The organism is Glutamicibacter sp. MOO4 (assembly GCF_056934395.1).
Map to the genome: position 1 here is coordinate 1,114,694 of NZ_CM167800.1, position 15,231 is coordinate 1,129,924.

A 15,231-nucleotide genomic window follows, 5' to 3' on the forward strand; every position below is an offset into this window, starting at 1 on the left:
GGTGAGTGCATTGATCGTTTCTGAGATTCCTTCGATGGCTTCGGTGTATACCAAAGCCGTGAAAACTTTGGGACGTAAGCCAAAAAACCCTCAACTCCCGCAGACCGTGTTGGTGTATCAAGGTGCCAAGGCGGATCCGGCGAAGCTCACCGAGTTCCGCAAGGCGGTGAATGCACCAATGAACACGGTTCTGCCCAGCCTCTATGTGCATTCGTTGGCATTCCCGCTAGCCATGTCCTTGATGCTGCGTAACGACTTTCCATTGCCGCTGTTAGGGATGATCCACCTGAGCAATCAGGTCAGGGTTAACCAGCCTCTGGGCGAAGAGGAAGCCTTTGATATTGAGGTGCACAGTGAGAATCTCACCGCTCATGCCAAGGGGGCCACTTGCGATTTGGTGATTCGAATTGTTGTTGAAGGCCAAGACCGCATGCTCTTGCGCAGCACGTTCTTAGCTAAGGGAGTTAAACTCCCTGAATCTCAACCGGTGGCAACAGAGCATCCAGAGTTCGTTGCCCCAGTGCGTACTGCTCAGTGGAAACTTGATAGTGGCACCGGTAGGCGCTGGGCGAAGGTGGCGGGGGACTACAACCCAATTCACCTTTCCGCGTTGAGCGCGAAGGCCTTGGGAATGCCAAGTGCCATCGCTCATGGAATCTATCTGGCCGCTCGTGCCTTAGGTGGGATTGAACCCAGCTCTGGCGACTATTCGTGGAACATTGAGTTCAAAACTCCGGTGGTTCTACCTGCAACGGTAGACCTGGCTTTTGAACGAAATTCAACGGGATATGTGGTTAATGCTTGGCATGCTCGAAAGGGTAAGCCGCACTTCGAACTGGAACTAGCGACGACTGGTCACTGATGAGAAAAGCTCTGGTCTCTGACTCACCAATACGTGAGTTGGAGACCAGAGCTTGTTGCTGATTATCGCTGAAATTGTGATTGCGCCTGGCGATAACTGGCCAGCGTGGCGACACCTGCTCGTTCCCAGGTGAACAATCCGGAATGTTCCAGAGCGCCGTGCCCAGCAAGCGTGATCAACTCTGGGTTTCCGGCAAGTTCGATAAGCTTTTGTGCCCAAAGCTTTACCTCAGGTTCGGCCATTAGCCATCCAGAGACGTTGTTGTTGACCGCATAGGCCAACCCTCCCACGGCGTTAGCTATCACTGGTGTTCCGCATGCTTGAGCCTCCGCCGCCACCAGACCAAAAGTCTCCGAGAGGGAGGGCACAGCAACAACATCACCGTTGGCAAAGGCGAGAGCGAGTTTGTTTGGCTCCAACGGATCATAAAAACGGACCACGTCTTGTAGGCCTTCAGTGCTCACTATCGATTTCAAATCGTAGTCTGAGGATCCGGATAGGGAGCCGAAGAGCGAAGCGGTGATACGCAGGTTTGGAGCTTGTCGTTTGGCCTCACCAATTGCCTGAAGTAAGAGGTGGGCACCCTTCAGCCGTTGCATGCGCCCTGCATAAACTAGATGCAGGTCGTCTTCACCCAGCGGTCGACGCAGCTTGTCTTGGTTTGGGTGGAAGACGCGGTGGTTAACGCCGGGCAGAACTACGTCGAGTTTGTGGGAATCGACTGAATAGAATCGCTCTAGCTGATTCGCCTCAACAGGGGTATTGGCAATAATGCGTGAGCACTCTAGTAGCAACTGTTCTTCGGCAATTTTTCGATTTTCAGGTTCCGCTATTCCTGATTCATGTTCCTTGGCTGCAGCTGAGGTGTGCATCGAAACTACGAGTGGAACAGACCATTGTTTTGCCAGGCGCAGGCCCACCATGCCCGATAGCCAGTAATGCGCGTGAACAATGTTGATCTTCAGCCCGTGCAGATGTTCTGTGATGGCGCTAATCGACGGATCAATAATCGAGGGCAGTTCTTCTTTGGACAACTCCTGCCCGGCAGCGATTTGAATTTGATGCATCCAGACACCTTCACCAACCTGAACGGATTCAGATTCGCCCGCGGTGCGCGTGATCATGTGCACCTCATGACCCAAGGCGCCTAATGCGAAGGAGAGATTCTGAATATAGACGTTCATGCCACCGGCATCGCCTGAGCCAGGTTGTTGCATCGGCGAAGTATGCAAGGACAGCATGGCTATACGCATAGTTTGTGGCTCCAGAAGAGTAGGGGAGTGACCGAAATTTTCCGTCAAAGATCCGTCTTGATGCTATCAAGAAGCGCTATTGATCATTTTCAGATTGGCAGCAGTCCAGAGCTGCACCATTTCTTCGCCTCCGTGTGCATCCCTTTCGGCGATTATCAGTTCCGAATGAGCCCAACCTTGATGCAGTTTCCATGCAGTGCTCACTGGGCTTGAGACGTCGTATCGACCATGGATGAAGACTGCTGGAATATGTTGGATGCGGCCCAAGTTTTCCAAGATCGGAGGATGGCAGAACCCATCGTTGGCCCAGAAATGCGTGGTTAGCCGGGTCATCGTGTGTCTGAATTCTGAATCATTCCATCGTGGGTCGCGCGTGACTTCTTTGTGGCCCAGCGAGATATGGGTATCTTCCCACAGCGCCCATTCATCGGATGCCTGATCACGAAGATCTGTGTCCGCTGACCAAAGCATCGCAGCATACGCCTCCACTAAGCTGATTGTTCCTGATCGGTAGTGCGGCACATGCGCCCCGGCGAACGTTGAGAGCCGATCCCACGCTTCAGGGAAGATCGAACCGACCCCTTCGGTGATCCATTGGATTTCGCTTTGGCTGGTGGTTGTCACCGCGAACAGTACGAGACCACGAACTCGATTCGGATGGGCCAGAGCATAGGCTAAAGCCAGTGTGGAGCCCCAAGAAACGCCGTTGATGATCCACTGCTCAATACCCAGATAAATACGAAGCGCTTCAATGTCGTCGATGAACTTCTGGGTGGTGAAATCATCAGCAAGGACATGCGGATTTGAGGCGGACGGCGTGGAACGCCCACAACCACGTTGCTCAAAACCCACCAGACGTGTGCGGCTCAGATCCCATCGATGACGATAACCCGAAGAGCCTAATGTGCCGCCCGGCCCGCCGTGTAGGTGCAACGCTGGTATTCCATCAGGGGCGCCGAATTCTTCCCAATACAAGCGATGACCGTCATTGACGGTGAGGAAGCCGTGGTCGGACGGTGCGGCTGATTCAGCGGTAGAAGACACGTTCAAATCATAGGCCAGCAGCGCCTGCTTGGTGGATAACCCTGGATCCTCAGAACCATGAAACAAAAAAAGAAATCCCGATTGACCTTAGTCAACCGGGATTTCTACCTGTGCGCGAAAGGGGACTTGAACCCCTACCCTCTTTCGAGGACTAGCACCTCAAGCTAGCGCGTCTACCTATTCCGCCACCCGCGCAGGTTATTCGTTGTTCGCGTTGTTATCGCTGGCAACGAAGTAAAACATTACCATCCCCTGCCGATGTTTTCCAATCGGGCAACTCTGCGCCAAATGTGCTGAAAATTCCCGTGAACTCGCGGAAAATCATGGGCTGAGTAGTCCGTTAAGGAGAATTTCTAGCATTTCAGTGTCAAGCGTCACATGATATTTGCATTGCTGACCTAGTGAAGTGGGGTTTTTGTCGCCTCAACGGCTAATTTTTCCGGTGAGTCTGCGCGTAAGCTCATCCACGCCCAGAACTTCATTAAAAATCTCTCCGCCGGGCTCTAGGTGCTTGCCTTCAGCTAGGCTTGAAAGGATTACCGGAAAGAACCCGAGCTGCTCAATGAGGCTGGCAACGACTTTAGCGTCTTGAGCATTGTTGGAAGCCGTGCCAAGGGCGCGCTGAGAAGTCGCTTTTGCCACGCTGTCTGCATCCAAATCCCAATGGCTAATGTGATTCAGCGCTTTGACGAGGCGTGCCTGCGCGAAGCGCTCTGCCACTGCTTCAGAGCTGGACAGGCCCCGCGATAGTGAGTCTTCGAACCATTGCGGTAGTGGCTCATCTTGCCAGCGGTTGGTTGCATCCACGAGCAGGGAGCCTGAAGGGATATCGGGGTCCACCTCGTCCAGTTCTTCTTGGGGCACCATGAGTACAACCAATTCCACGTCGTTAGCGACGTCTTCGGCCGAAACTGCAACGGCCTTAGGAGCATACTGCGCCAAATGGTATTTCATCATCCGTGGAGGACGAGACCCGGCAATGTTCACATCAATTCCGCTGGAGGCCGCTGCTCTGGCTAATGCTGTGCCGGCGCGGCCTGCCCCAAGGATTCCGATTTTTTTGATGCTCATTACCTCAGCTTAAGGGCCTAAGCCGTCGGCCCATGCCAATGTTGCGCATGAATCGACGGCTTAGCGAAATAGTTGGAAAGTCTATCCGGCCCACAATGGAGACAGTGACTTATAAAGCTGCTGAATGCCGAGAATGATGAACAACGCGGCAGTGATAGCCAGAGCGGTATTAGTGTGCCAACGGTTGGCCCACTGCTTGGGAATTCGCTTGCCATTAAGCAATCCCAGAAGCGTCACGGCCAGGAATGGCATGAACAATGCGCCCAGGACACCGTAAGCAAGGATCAGTGCAATCGGCTTGTCCAAAAGGAATAGCACCATCGGTGGGAACGTAAGCCAGAGGACGTAGAACTTGAAGTACTTGCCGCCGGTCATCGTGTCTGGGTGATTGGCCGGACGCTTACGCATGTGGCCCCAGAAGTCAGCGAACATCAGCGATACGCCGTTCCACACGCCGATGATCGAGGAGAAGGAAGCAGCCCAGAATCCAACGAGGAATCCGTTGCCTACCAGAACGCCGTACTTCTGGCGCAGAACTTCTGATAGATCCAGCAGCCCTTCGTCGCCACCGGTGATGGCGACGCCCGCGGACTGAACTACTTCGGCGCCAACGATCAACATGGCAATCACGAAGATACCGGTCATCACGTAGGCCATTGAATTATCAATGCGCATCACGCGCATCCATCTAGGGGAGTACCAGCCCTTTTCGCGCAGCCAGTAGCCGTATGCTGCCAGGGTGATCGTTCCGCCGACGCCGCCGGCCAGGGCCAAGGTGTAGACCACGCCACCAGCAGGGATCATCGGAATGAGGCCCTTGAGCATATTGGGCACGTTCGGTACGGCGATGACCGCAAGACCAACAACGGTCACAAACATGATGCCCACGAGCACCGCGGTAATTTTTTCGAAGAACTGATAGCGGCCGAACCAGACCATCACAAAACCGAGCAGGCCCATCAGTACGGCCCAGATCTTCAAATCGATAGCAGGCATGAGCGCTGCCAACGGTAGTGCTGCCGAACTCATGGCGGTAGCACCGTATACAAATCCCCAAATGATGATGTACGGGCCGAAGTACCAGGTAGTCCATTTGCCCAGGGTCTTCCATCCTTCAAAGATGGTCTTGCCGGTCGCTAGGGTGTAACGCCCTGCGCCTTCAACCAAGACAATCTTTAAGATGACACCGAGGATGACCGCCCAGAGTAATGCGTAGCCGTACTGGCTACCGGCAACAAGGGTGGCGACCATGTCGGCTGCGCCAACGCCCGTGGCGGCAACAACCAGTCCGGGGCCAATAATCTTCCAGCGCGGAGGTCCGTCGCTTTCTGATGAGGCGCCGGGCGCCTGGGTGCTTTCGCTCATGAAGTCTTTCCTTTGGTCACAGTGCGAGTCGCTTCGGCTTCCATCGACAGTGATGCGTGCCACAAGCGCAGGAGATCGTTATCCATACTGGTAGTGATTTACGTTACTCGCAAACTGAAGCGCAACTACTTACACTTTCTTAGGATTTGGGGAGCTCAAAAAGGATTTGAGTCCGTCAGCTTGCTAGAATTGACAGGTCATGGAGGATTCAATCCTCGTCTCTGAACGCCAAGGGTGGTGCCGTGCAGCTATTGATCGTCGAAGACGACCAAGCCCTAGCGAACGCGCTCACCGACGCAGTCACAGCTTCTGGGCATCAAGCCAATCATGTGGCAAATGGGGCCGACGCACTCTTGCGGCACCAACAAGCTGAGCTGATTCTCCTAGACCTTGGTCTGCCTGATATTCATGGGCTCGAAGTCCTGCGCAAACTCCGACTGGTGAGCGACGTGCCGGTCATCATTCTTACCGCCCAAGATGATGAACGAAGTGTGGTTCGTGGACTACGGCAAGGCGCTGATGACTTTCTCATCAAACCTGTAGGGCTCAGCGTTCTCTTGGCGAGAATTGAAGCGGTAGCTCGTCGCTCCAAGGCGAGCCAGGGAATCTCGTCACAGCGCATAGTTGCCGGACCGCTACTGATCGACCTAGATAAGCATGAGGCCACGCTCTTGGGGCGCAGCCTTGGCCTGACTGCCAAGGAGTTTGACCTCTTGCATCTGCTGGCACAGCATACTGGTTCTGTGGTGACTCGCGAACAGATCCTTGATCAGCTCTGGGGTGATGCGTTCTTAGCCGTTTCACGCTCGTTGGATGTGCATCTAACGGGACTGCGGTCAAAATTGGCGAGCCCGGGGATGATCATCAATGTGCGTGGTGTTGGTTATCGCCTTGAAGTACCTAACTCGTGAGGTTCAGGGTACTCGGAGTGTTCGGAGCGCTCATTAGTGTAATTGTGGTGCTGCTTTGCGTAGTGCTTGTGCAAAGCGCTAGTCGAGATGTGACTGCAGATGTCCAAGTTAACAGGTTGGCGTCGCTCAACCGGTTCGTCCAGCTTTCATCCCAAGCGCAAAGCAACGACGAATTGAACATGTTGCAGATTGAAATGGACACCTACTGCGAACTTTATGGCGAAGGCCTGCTGATCATTCGGGATGGGAAACGACTTGTTTCTGGAGGTATAGACCCGAACAATTCCCAAGTTCAAGAAGCTGTTTACGCCGCCGGACTCAACTTAGAACAAAGCAAAATTTCCGAGATTAGCCCCTTCTCTAAAACTCAGACGTTGATCACGCGACCCTTTGGAAATTCAGCGCAGGTGCTGGGATCAGTGACGATGCAGGTGAACCTTGAACACGCACGATTGCGGGTTCTGCATATATCGACAGTTCTTGTGCTGATTACACTGAGCATCGGTGCCGGATTCCTGCTTGTGGCCGACCGTCTCACCACTTGGGTATTGCATCCTGTTCACCACCTTGATGATGCCGTTCAACTACTATCCAAGACTCAACGTCCGGTCACCATGGAAGAAGAAGGGCCACCGGAACTACGCAAGTTGTCCCGTTCGGTCAGCCTGATGGCACAAACCATGGCGACAAGTTTGCAACAACAACGAGAACTGATTGCAGAAACTTCGCATCAACTGCGCAACCCCGTAGCAGCCTTGCGACTTCGCGTAGATCTGCTGAACCTGCGTCTATCTAAAGACGAAGATATTGCGGGTTTGAAACTAGTCGAGTTGGAGCTTTCGCGAGTGGAGGCCTTATTGGATGGGGTGCTTCGACTCGCTACGGCAGAACATCGGCTTAATGAACAAGGAGCCGAAGGGCCACTGCCACAGGTTCAGCGACAACCCGAACAGATCAACGTGTGGCAAATAGTTGTTGAAGAAACCGAACGGCAATCATTGGCTGCCGTCGAATCAGGCAATCAACTCTCTACCGCTGTTCCGGAAGGTCCAGCAGGAGAGCTGATGGTGTGGTGCAACAGCTTCGAGTTGCAACAAATATTGGCTGAGTTGCTATCCAACGCCTTTAAATACGCGCCAGGAACCCTGATTACGCTGAGTGTTAATTCACTTCCTACCGCTGTAGAAATCGTCATTGAAGACCACGGCAACGGAATGAGTGAAGCCGACCTCGCACACGCTGGCGAACGGTTCTGGCGAGGAAACAACGACACGACGAGTCCAGGCACTGGGCTCGGTATCGCCATTGTCGATCGTTTGGCAAGGGCCAATTTCGGAGAGCTGAAGCTAACGTCGGATCACGACTCGGGACTACGTGCGGCCATAACCCTACCGCGCGTATCGACATCGGAGGAGGGCAGGCGTGAGTGAAAATAACGGGATAAAGCGACGCACGCTTCTTCGCAGTCTGTTGGGTCTTCCGCTGGCGAGCACACCGATAGTACTTAGCGCCTGCAGCTCACCGAGGCCAACATCAAACTTGGTTATTGCCTCCGGAGAAGAAGGAGGCATGTACTACGAATTTGCGCAGCTCTTGTCCACGGCCATCGAGGATGCTGGCCTTGCTGAAGATGCACAAGTTCTCAGGACGCAGGCAACAGCCCAGAATCTACAGCTTCTTGCCGACGGTAAAGCTCAACTTGCACTGGGTCTAGCTGACACCGTTGCGCAGTTTAATAACGCGAGAGAAGTAGACCAGCAGTTATTGGCGCTCGGCAGGATCTATCAAAATTATTTCCATTGCATCGTGAACGCAGATAGCAGGATCAACACGCTTGCAGAACTGGCCGACAAGAGAATCGGGACAGGGGCACCAGGGTCCGGAACATGGGTAACCGGACAACGAATTTTGAAGGCATCGGGTCTCAAAGACGTTGATCAACCGCCCGTGGAAACCAAGCTTGGATATAGCGCTGGGATTCACGCGCTAGGTCAAGGAAAGATTGACGCACTGTTCCTCTTCGGAGGAATGCCAGTGACGGCACTGACAAAATTAGCCAGCGAGCGGAAGCTAAGACTCCTCGACGTTTCAGCAGTTCTACCTAAATTACGTGAGGCCGACCCGGGCCTGTACGACCAAGTGCTGATTCCTAAAAACACCTATCCAGGCGTTGCGGAGGTCAACACCATTGGTGTGAGCAACCTACTGATGACCCGTACGGATCTACCCAACAAGACTGCTTCAGCAATCGTCAAGATGCTTGCCACACGGTCAACTATGCTCATCCCGTCAGGCAGCGCAGGAATTCAAAACCTGACCGCTGAGACCTTAATTAGCACCGCGGGCCAACGATTACACCCCGGCGCCCGCGAAGCCTACGAACAATTACACGGATAAGTGTTTCATTCGCTCTACCAGCGACGAATTGAGTTCTGCGCACTAGGGTGGTTACTAAAATAACAGCTGCGAAAGGTACTTGCCCGATGACTACTGCTACTGCCATTGAACGTATGGAACAAGAAGCTATAGACATCTGTCGAGATCTGATCAGAATTGATACAACCAACTTTGGTGGCAATAAAGGCGGAGAACTTGAAGCCGCCCAATACGTAGTGCGGCGTTTCGAAGCTGTAGGACTAGAAGCAAAGATTTACGAGTCAGTGCCGGGCAGGGCCAACGTAGTTCTGCGTATCCCTGGAACCGATTCAACGCTGCCAGCACTGATTGTTCATGGGCACCTCGACGTTGTTCCAGCCATTGCTGAAGACTGGAGCGTTGACCCATTTGGGGCCGAGATCATTGACTCAATGATTTGGGGCCGCGGGGCAGTGGACATGAAAAACATGGATGCCATGATCATTGCTGCAATCCTTCATCTACACCGTGAAAATCTCACTCCACGTCGAGACCTCATTATCGCTTTCTTTGCTGACGAAGAAGCTGGCGGAGACTACGGTGCGGGTTGGATGGTAAAAAATCATCCGGACCTGTTTGCCGGCGCCGAAGAAGCGATTAGTGAGGTTGGCGGATTCTCTGTAGACATCAATGGTCGCCGAGCCTACATGCTGCAAACAGCAGAAAAGGGCATCGCGTGGCTCAAGCTCACTGCACAAGGAATGGCAGGTCACGGATCGCAGATTAACGCTGACAATGCGGTGACCAGCTTGGCCGCAGCGGTTCATCGTATTGGCGAGTATCAATGGCCGTTGTCCTATACGAAGACCACCACGTCGTTGATGGAACAAGTCGCTGAACTGACCGGTTTGGAATTTGATCCCGCCAACCCGCAGCCACTGCTTGAAGCCATGGGAAACGTCTCCCGGTTTGTCGGCGCAACGTTGCAAAACACGGCCAACCCATCAGCCTTGCAAGCAGGATACAAACACAATGTCATCCCCGGACAAGCTGAAGCTCTCATCGATTGCCGCACGTTACCGGAAGAACATGAAGCAACATTGGCTACCTTGCGCGAGCTGGCAGGAGACCGGGTTGAGCTCTCCATGGTGCATGAACAAGATTCCTTAGAAGTACCGTTTGCCGGAAAACTCGTGGACAGCATGGTGAAGTCTTTGTTGGATGAAGATCCTGAAGCTATCGTTCTGCCGTACATGCTCTCGGGAGGAACCGACAACAAATGGCTGGCGACCCTAGGCATTACCGGATACGGTTTTGCGCCGCTACAACTTCCACCGGAACTGGACTTCACGGGAATGTTCCACGGCGTAGACGAACGAGTCCCAGTAGATTCGATCAAGTTTGGCGTCCGGGTTCTGGAGAACCTCTTGCGTAGCTACTAATGCTTTCGCGCCTCACTCATCAATAAGTTTCAGGAGAAGTTAGTTGTCAATTGAGTCAGTCCTATCGGAGCAGTTGCTCGAACGATTCCGGGAACGCGCCACAAAATACGATGCAGAGAATACGTTCTGCACCGAGGACTTTGAAGAGTTAGTTTCCCTGGGATATCTCAAGGCATTGATCCCAGTTCAAGATGGGGGACTGGGATGGAATTTTGAGCAGCTTGCCCTAGCACAACGCCGGCTTGCCACCGCCGCACCAGCAACCGCCTTGGCCATTAACATGCACCAGGTTTGGGCTGGTGTTGCCTATCTTCTTTCGGCACGAGGCGATACGCGCCTACAGATGGTGACTAACTGGATTGCTCAAGGCGAGGTGATGGCCTTCGGAATTTCGGAGCCAGGCAACGACTCGGTGCTTTTTGATTCCAAGACCAGCGCCGTCAGTGAAGCAGACGGATCGGTGACCTTTAATGGAATCAAGATTTTCACTTCACTCTCACCGGCATTTACCCGCCTAGGCGTATTCGGCAAGGATGAAGCGAACAATGAATTGGTGCATGGCTTCGTAGCTAAGGGCCAAGGCGTTGAATCCCTGGGGGATTGGAACACCCTAGGTATGCGAGCGAGTCAATCACACACAACTAAACTGCGCGATGCCGTGGCACCTGAAGAATGGGTTCACAGCCGACTTCCCATCGGTCCCAACTCAGACTTGCTCGTCTTTGGAATTTTCGCCTCATTCCTGACGCTGACCGCAAGCGTTTATGTGGGTATCGCTGACCGGGCTGTGAGCATGGCGCAAGAAACGCTGAACAAAAAAGTTCGTCACGACGGAACAAAGTACTCACAGGACGTTCGATCTCGCGGGCTACTAGCTGATGCGGCCATGCGCCTAATTTCCTTAGACGCGCTACAGCGCTCAGTGGCTGGCGATTTGGATTCTAAGGTGGACCACCGCGAAGAATGGTTCCCGAAGCTGGTCACGTTACGCACTATTGCTGGTGCGAGTGCGCGGGAGAATGTTCAGGTCCTTGGACAGCTCGTTGGTGGCGGGGGATATTTTCGAGGATCAGAATTCGAAAGACTGTGCCGCGACGTTCAAGCCAGCTGGTATCACCCCTCTAATGCTGCCTCCGCTGCCAACACCGTTGCTTCTTGGCTCGTTGGCCCGCTAGAGAGCTAGTTCATGGGTGGCAGGGTACTTCGAATGCGCATAACCCTGCGGCGTAGCCAATACTTGTACGCCCCGCCCTCGTAACGGCATGTGCGCATGAGCTCCCATTTGCCGTTGTCAGCATGCTCGCGTAGCGCCGCGCGGGCTAGGTGCACTGGTTCGGTGGGGAACGACGTGATCACCAAATATTCGAAGCGCTGTTCATCGGAATGATGTAGCGATGGCTTAATTATTTCTTGAAGCACCTTGCCCCCTATCTAAAGAACCCTTTGCGTTGTAGCGTAATGCCATGAGCACTGATCCCAGTTTTGCACTGCAATCATTGATTGCCCGGCTTGAGCAGCATCTGGCTGTTGTCTCGCAGAGTCGTGGCGCCGCCGAATCTTCCGTTGATGCTGCATTTGGTGTACTCGCGGATGCCTTCGAAGACTACGAAGACGCTCTCTATGACCAGTATTCCGAACTTTTGCCTTTCACCATACCTTCAGACGATCAGTGAGTACGACCACGGGGTGAATTTCGCCCCAATCGTGTTTTTTAGACACGATCCTCGTTGGCAGTGAAGTAATGTCAAGGGGTGAATTGGTTTGAAGCAGCATTCCTCGGATTGATCCAGGGCCTGACCGAGTTCCTCCCGATCTCGTCCTCAGCGCACCTCCGTATCGTTGGTGAACTCCTACCCAACGCCCAAGACCCCGGTGCAGCCTTTACGGCGATCACCCAGCTTGGTACCGAAACCGCAGTGATCTTGTTCTTCTGGCGAGACATTGTGCGCATCATCGGCGCCTGGTGCAAGGCACTGGTCGGTAAGGTTCCGCATTCGGATCCCGACGCCAAAATGGGCTGGCTGATTATTGTCGGCTCCATCCCCATTGCAGTTTTGGGAATCTTGCTCGAAGATTACATCGATTCGAACTTCCGTTCGCTGTGGATTGTAGCGACCACGCTGGTGGTCTTTGGTCTCTTCTTGGCAATCGCCGACCACTACGGCAAGCAGAAGCAGGGCTTGGAGGATCTCACCGTCAAGCACGGCATCCTTTACGGTCTTGCCCAGGCTATGGCGCTGATCCCAGGCGTCTCGCGCTCTGGCGGAACGATCACCGCAGGTTTGCTCATGGGATACACCCGTGAAGCGGCAGCGCGCTACTCATTCCTCTTGGCCATCCCAGCGGTCTATGCCTCTGGTCTATACAAATTGGTGAAGACCTTCGATGAGCCAGGCGTTTATAGCCTTGGCCAGACGGGCTTGGCTACGGCCATTGCCTTCGTTGTTGGTTTCTTCATTGTCGGTTGGTTCTTGAAGTTTGTCTCCACCCACTCGTACCGGTTCTTCGTCTGGTACCGCATCTTGCTGGGTCTAGTACTCTTTGTTGCTTTGGGCTTCGGCCTGATCAACGCATAATCTGCATAATTGGAGATGTCCGTGGAACGCTTCACGGACATCTCTGCGTTAACGGGAATAAACCTAGTCCTGCTTCACTTGGACTTAAAGGAACAAAATCGTCGCATCTGCGAAAGGACGTACATCAGTGCACGCGTGGAAAAACCCTGAGGTACCTCAGGTGGTTGGTTCAGCACCAATACTGGAACTTTTTAACACCGCCACCGGTAACCTGCAGGCCACCGCATCCGCGGACGCTGCCAAGGCCGATGCAAGCATGTACGTCTGCGGGATCACCCCGTATGACGCGACCCATATGGGCCATGCTTCCACCTATGTCACCTTCGACCTGGTGCACCGCACCTGGCTCGATAGCGGTCGTAGCGTTGCCTACTCGCAGAACATCACCGACGTTGACGATCCACTGCTAGAACGCGCAGAAGCTACTGGCGTTGACTGGCGCGATCTAGCCGAGGAACAAGTTCAGCTCTTCCGCGATGACATGGAAGCCCTCAACGTCATTCCTCCGCAGAATTACATTGGCGCCGTGGAATCAATCAGCTGGTTGGTACCTGTAGTTGAGCAGCTGCTTGAGTCGGATCTGGCCTACAAGGTGCCAGCGGGCCCGGACGGTGTTGAAGGCGACATCTACTTCGACACCTATGCTGCACAGAACGACGCCTGGAAGTTAGGTTCGGTTTCCAACTACGACCGCGAAACTATGCTTGGCTTCTTCGCAGAACGAGGTGGCGACCCGCAGCGTGTTGGTAAGCGCGATTCGCTGGATCCACTGCTGTGGCGCGCGGCTCGCGAAGGTGAGCCGTCGTGGGACGGCGCAAAGCTAGGTACCGGGCGCCCGGGATGGCACATTGAGTGTTCGGTGATTGCTCGCAAGACCTTGCCAGCACCATTCACTGTTCAGGGTGGCGGATCAGATTTGATCTTCCCTCACCACGAATTCTCTGCCGCTCACGCTGCCGCCGGCGACCACCACGAGCTAGCTCAAACCTACGTTCACACCGGCATGGTCGGCTTGGACGGAGAAAAAATGAGCAAGTCTCTGGGCAACCTAGTCCTCGTTTCAAAGCTCCGTGCAGCTGGCGTTGAGCCAGTGGCAATTCGTGCGGTACTGCTCTCACAGCACTACCGTACCGATTGGTTCTGGACCGATGACCTGCTCGCTACCGCTCAAGAGCGTGTGGCTTCCTGGCGCGAGCGTCTGGAAACCACTTCGCAGCACGAAGCTACAACGCTGCTGGACAGCATTCGTTCCCACATGGCGAACGACCTCGACGCTCCTGGCGCATTGGATGCTATCGATCAGTGGGCTGCACAGCCTGCCGGTACTTCCAACGACGGCGCTCAGCTGTTGCGCGAGGGTATCGACGCGCTGCTAGGCCTCAAGCTTTAGGCCACAACGCAGTACGTAGATGATCGGATGATCATTGCAGGGATCGACTTCAGAATTCGAAGTCGGTCCCTGATCCATCTGGACGGTACTTTCCTCGTCGGCGCAAGTAGCGTTCGAACTCTCGAGCGATTGATTCACCGCTAGCTTCAGGAAGATTGCTGGTATCGGTAGCCTCTTCGAGCTGCTTCACGTACTTGGCCACATCGGGATCCGCCGCGGCCAGCTCATCAACGCCATGCTTCCACGCCAGGGCATCTTCGCGTAGTTGTTGATCTGCCACGGTGATGGGCAGCAACTCTTCGAGTATTTCAATGAATGCCAGCTGCACCCGAGGGCTAGGGGACTGGGCCACATAGTGCGAGAGCTGGGCCCAGAGGGAGAGACAAGGGATCTGGCGACGCTGAAATTCAATACCCAAGATAGAAGGTATTCCGGTGGGACCTTCATAATCCGAAGGATCTACTTTGAAATACTCCTGGAACCGGACATCGTCGCTGCTCAGGGACGTCGGGACCGGGCGAGTATGCGGAACATCAGCCAATAATGCTCCAAGCGTCAAAATCGCCTGCGCATTATGTTCTTGAGCTATGTCTACGATTTGTGCACAGAAGTTTTTCCACTTAAAAGTAGGTTCCACGCCTATTACGACCAATAGGTCTGCGGCAGCTTGCGGAAGCGCTACCTTAAATATTTCAGTGCGTGGCCATTCCACCACTGCACCTTGATCGGTGCGTCGAGTCTTGGGACGGGAGAACTGGTAGTCGTAAAAGTCGTCTTCACCGATGGTGGCGATCAGCTCAAAAGTGTTCTCTTCGAGTAATAAGCGCACCGCATCGCTGGCAGCTGAACCGGCATCATTCCATCCTTCAAAGGCCGCCACGACGATAGTGGGGCGAATCTCATGCTCACTCTGGGCAACATAAGTATTCAGCGTTGGGGTGTGGAAATCCTTGGTCAATGCA

General features: G+C 53.9%; 15 protein-coding genes and 1 tRNA gene. 9 read left to right on the plus strand and 7 right to left on the minus strand.

All coding sequences use genetic code 11. From position 1 onward, the window contains the following. Position 1: 1 nt before the first annotated feature. Positions 2-862: a MaoC family dehydratase gene (locus AC1Z3F_RS05055; protein ID WP_131088166.1), complete on the plus strand. Its 861-nt coding sequence runs from the start codon at positions 2-4 to the stop codon at positions 860-862. Positions 863-924: 62 nt separating this feature from the next. Here AC1Z3F_RS05055 and AC1Z3F_RS05060 read toward each other — a convergent pair whose 3' ends face one another. The 5 genes from AC1Z3F_RS05060 to AC1Z3F_RS05080 form a co-directional block, all read right to left on the minus strand. Next, positions 925-2,115 carry a glycosyltransferase gene (locus AC1Z3F_RS05060; RefSeq protein ID WP_262197806.1) on the minus strand — a complete coding sequence of 397 codons (1,191 nt, stop codon included), beginning with the start codon at positions 2,113-2,115 and terminating at the stop codon, positions 925-927. A 66-nt stretch (positions 2,116-2,181) separates the two neighbouring features. Beyond that, positions 2,182-3,090, minus strand: coding sequence for an alpha/beta fold hydrolase (locus tag AC1Z3F_RS05065; RefSeq protein ID WP_483566710.1), 909 nt, complete (start codon positions 3,088-3,090; stop codon positions 2,182-2,184). A gap of 180 nt (positions 3,091-3,270) precedes the next feature. Further along, positions 3,271-3,354: transfer RNA gene (locus tag AC1Z3F_RS05070), tRNA-Leu, on the minus strand. Positions 3,355-3,582: 228 nt separating this feature from the next. After that, a complete protein-coding gene (locus tag AC1Z3F_RS05075) occupies positions 3,583-4,230 on the minus strand; it encodes an NADPH-dependent F420 reductase (protein WP_262197803.1) in 648 nt (215 codons plus the stop codon). Between the two features lie 81 nt (positions 4,231-4,311). Beyond that, a complete protein-coding gene (locus tag AC1Z3F_RS05080) occupies positions 4,312-5,595 on the minus strand; it encodes an Nramp family divalent metal transporter (RefSeq protein ID WP_483566711.1) in 1,284 nt (427 codons plus the stop codon). A gap of 242 nt (positions 5,596-5,837) precedes the next feature. On the opposite strand from AC1Z3F_RS05080, the gene AC1Z3F_RS05085 reads away from it, so the two are divergent. From AC1Z3F_RS05085 to AC1Z3F_RS05105, 5 genes are all read left to right on the plus strand, one after another. After that, the gene (locus tag AC1Z3F_RS05085) at positions 5,838-6,506 is read left to right on the plus strand and encodes a response regulator transcription factor (protein WP_131088171.1); all 669 of its coding nucleotides are present in this window, start codon (positions 5,838-5,840) and stop codon (positions 6,504-6,506) included. 179 nt (positions 6,507-6,685) lie between these two features. Next, positions 6,686-7,936 carry a sensor histidine kinase gene (locus tag AC1Z3F_RS05090; protein WP_262197802.1) on the plus strand — a complete coding sequence of 417 codons (1,251 nt, stop codon included), beginning with the start codon at positions 6,686-6,688 and terminating at the stop codon, positions 7,934-7,936. After that, on the plus strand, positions 7,929-8,903 hold the full coding sequence (locus AC1Z3F_RS05095) for a TAXI family TRAP transporter solute-binding subunit (protein ID WP_131088173.1): 975 nt from the start codon (positions 7,929-7,931) through the stop codon (positions 8,901-8,903). The genes AC1Z3F_RS05090 and AC1Z3F_RS05095 overlap by 8 nt, the downstream gene beginning before the upstream one ends. An 86-nt stretch (positions 8,904-8,989) precedes the next feature. Further along, complete coding sequence (locus AC1Z3F_RS05100) at positions 8,990-10,303, plus strand: M20/M25/M40 family metallo-hydrolase (RefSeq protein WP_483566712.1); 1,314 nt, start codon at positions 8,990-8,992, stop codon at positions 10,301-10,303. Between the two features lie 43 nt (positions 10,304-10,346). Next, the gene (locus tag AC1Z3F_RS05105) at positions 10,347-11,486 is read left to right on the plus strand and encodes an acyl-CoA dehydrogenase family protein (RefSeq protein ID WP_262197800.1); all 1,140 of its coding nucleotides are present in this window, start codon (positions 10,347-10,349) and stop codon (positions 11,484-11,486) included. On the opposite strand, the gene AC1Z3F_RS05110 is transcribed toward AC1Z3F_RS05105, so the two are convergent. Next, entirely contained in the window at positions 11,483-11,722 is a 240-nt protein-coding gene (locus AC1Z3F_RS05110) for a DUF5703 family protein (protein ID WP_131088176.1), read from the minus strand. The genes AC1Z3F_RS05105 and AC1Z3F_RS05110 overlap by 4 nt on opposite strands. 44 nt (positions 11,723-11,766) lie before the next feature. Here AC1Z3F_RS05110 and AC1Z3F_RS05115 point away from each other — a divergent pair, with 44 nt between their 5' ends. From AC1Z3F_RS05115 to mshC, 3 genes are all read left to right on the plus strand, one after another. Next, complete coding sequence (locus AC1Z3F_RS05115; RefSeq protein WP_262197798.1) at positions 11,767-11,976, plus strand: hypothetical protein; 210 nt, start codon at positions 11,767-11,769, stop codon at positions 11,974-11,976. Between the two features lie 78 nt (positions 11,977-12,054). Next, positions 12,055-12,879, plus strand: coding sequence for an undecaprenyl-diphosphate phosphatase (locus AC1Z3F_RS05120; protein ID WP_262197797.1), 825 nt, complete (start codon positions 12,055-12,057; stop codon positions 12,877-12,879). Between the two features lie 127 nt (positions 12,880-13,006). Then, positions 13,007-14,269: a cysteine--1-D-myo-inosityl 2-amino-2-deoxy-alpha-D-glucopyranoside ligase gene (gene mshC / locus AC1Z3F_RS05125; RefSeq protein WP_131088179.1), complete on the plus strand. Its 1,263-nt coding sequence runs from the start codon at positions 13,007-13,009 to the stop codon at positions 14,267-14,269. A gap of 49 nt (positions 14,270-14,318) precedes the next feature. On the opposite strand, the gene AC1Z3F_RS05130 is transcribed toward mshC, so the two are convergent. Beyond that, entirely contained in the window at positions 14,319-15,227 is a 909-nt protein-coding gene (locus AC1Z3F_RS05130; RefSeq protein ID WP_131088180.1) for a proteasome assembly chaperone family protein, read from the minus strand. Positions 15,228-15,231: the final 4 nt, after the last annotated feature.

Excerpts from the sequence above, each read along its gene's own strand:
- AC1Z3F_RS05075 (WP_262197803.1), bottom strand. The coding sequence starts at position 4,230 with ATGAGCATCAAAAAAATCGGAATCCTTGGGGCAGGCCGCGCCGGCACA.
- AC1Z3F_RS05060 (WP_262197806.1), bottom strand. The coding sequence starts at position 2,115 with ATGCGTATAGCCATGCTGTCCTTGCATACTTCGCCGATGCAACAACCT.
- AC1Z3F_RS05115 (WP_262197798.1), top strand. The coding sequence starts at position 11,767 with ATGAGCACTGATCCCAGTTTTGCACTGCAATCATTGATTGCCCGGCTT.
- AC1Z3F_RS05080 (WP_483566711.1), bottom strand. The coding sequence starts at position 5,595 with ATGAGCGAAAGCACCCAGGCGCCCGGCGCCTCATCAGAAAGCGACGGA.
- AC1Z3F_RS05090 (WP_262197802.1), top strand. The coding sequence starts at position 6,686 with ATGTTGCAGATTGAAATGGACACCTACTGCGAACTTTATGGCGAAGGC.
- AC1Z3F_RS05100 (WP_483566712.1), top strand. The coding sequence starts at position 8,990 with ATGACTACTGCTACTGCCATTGAACGTATGGAACAAGAAGCTATAGAC.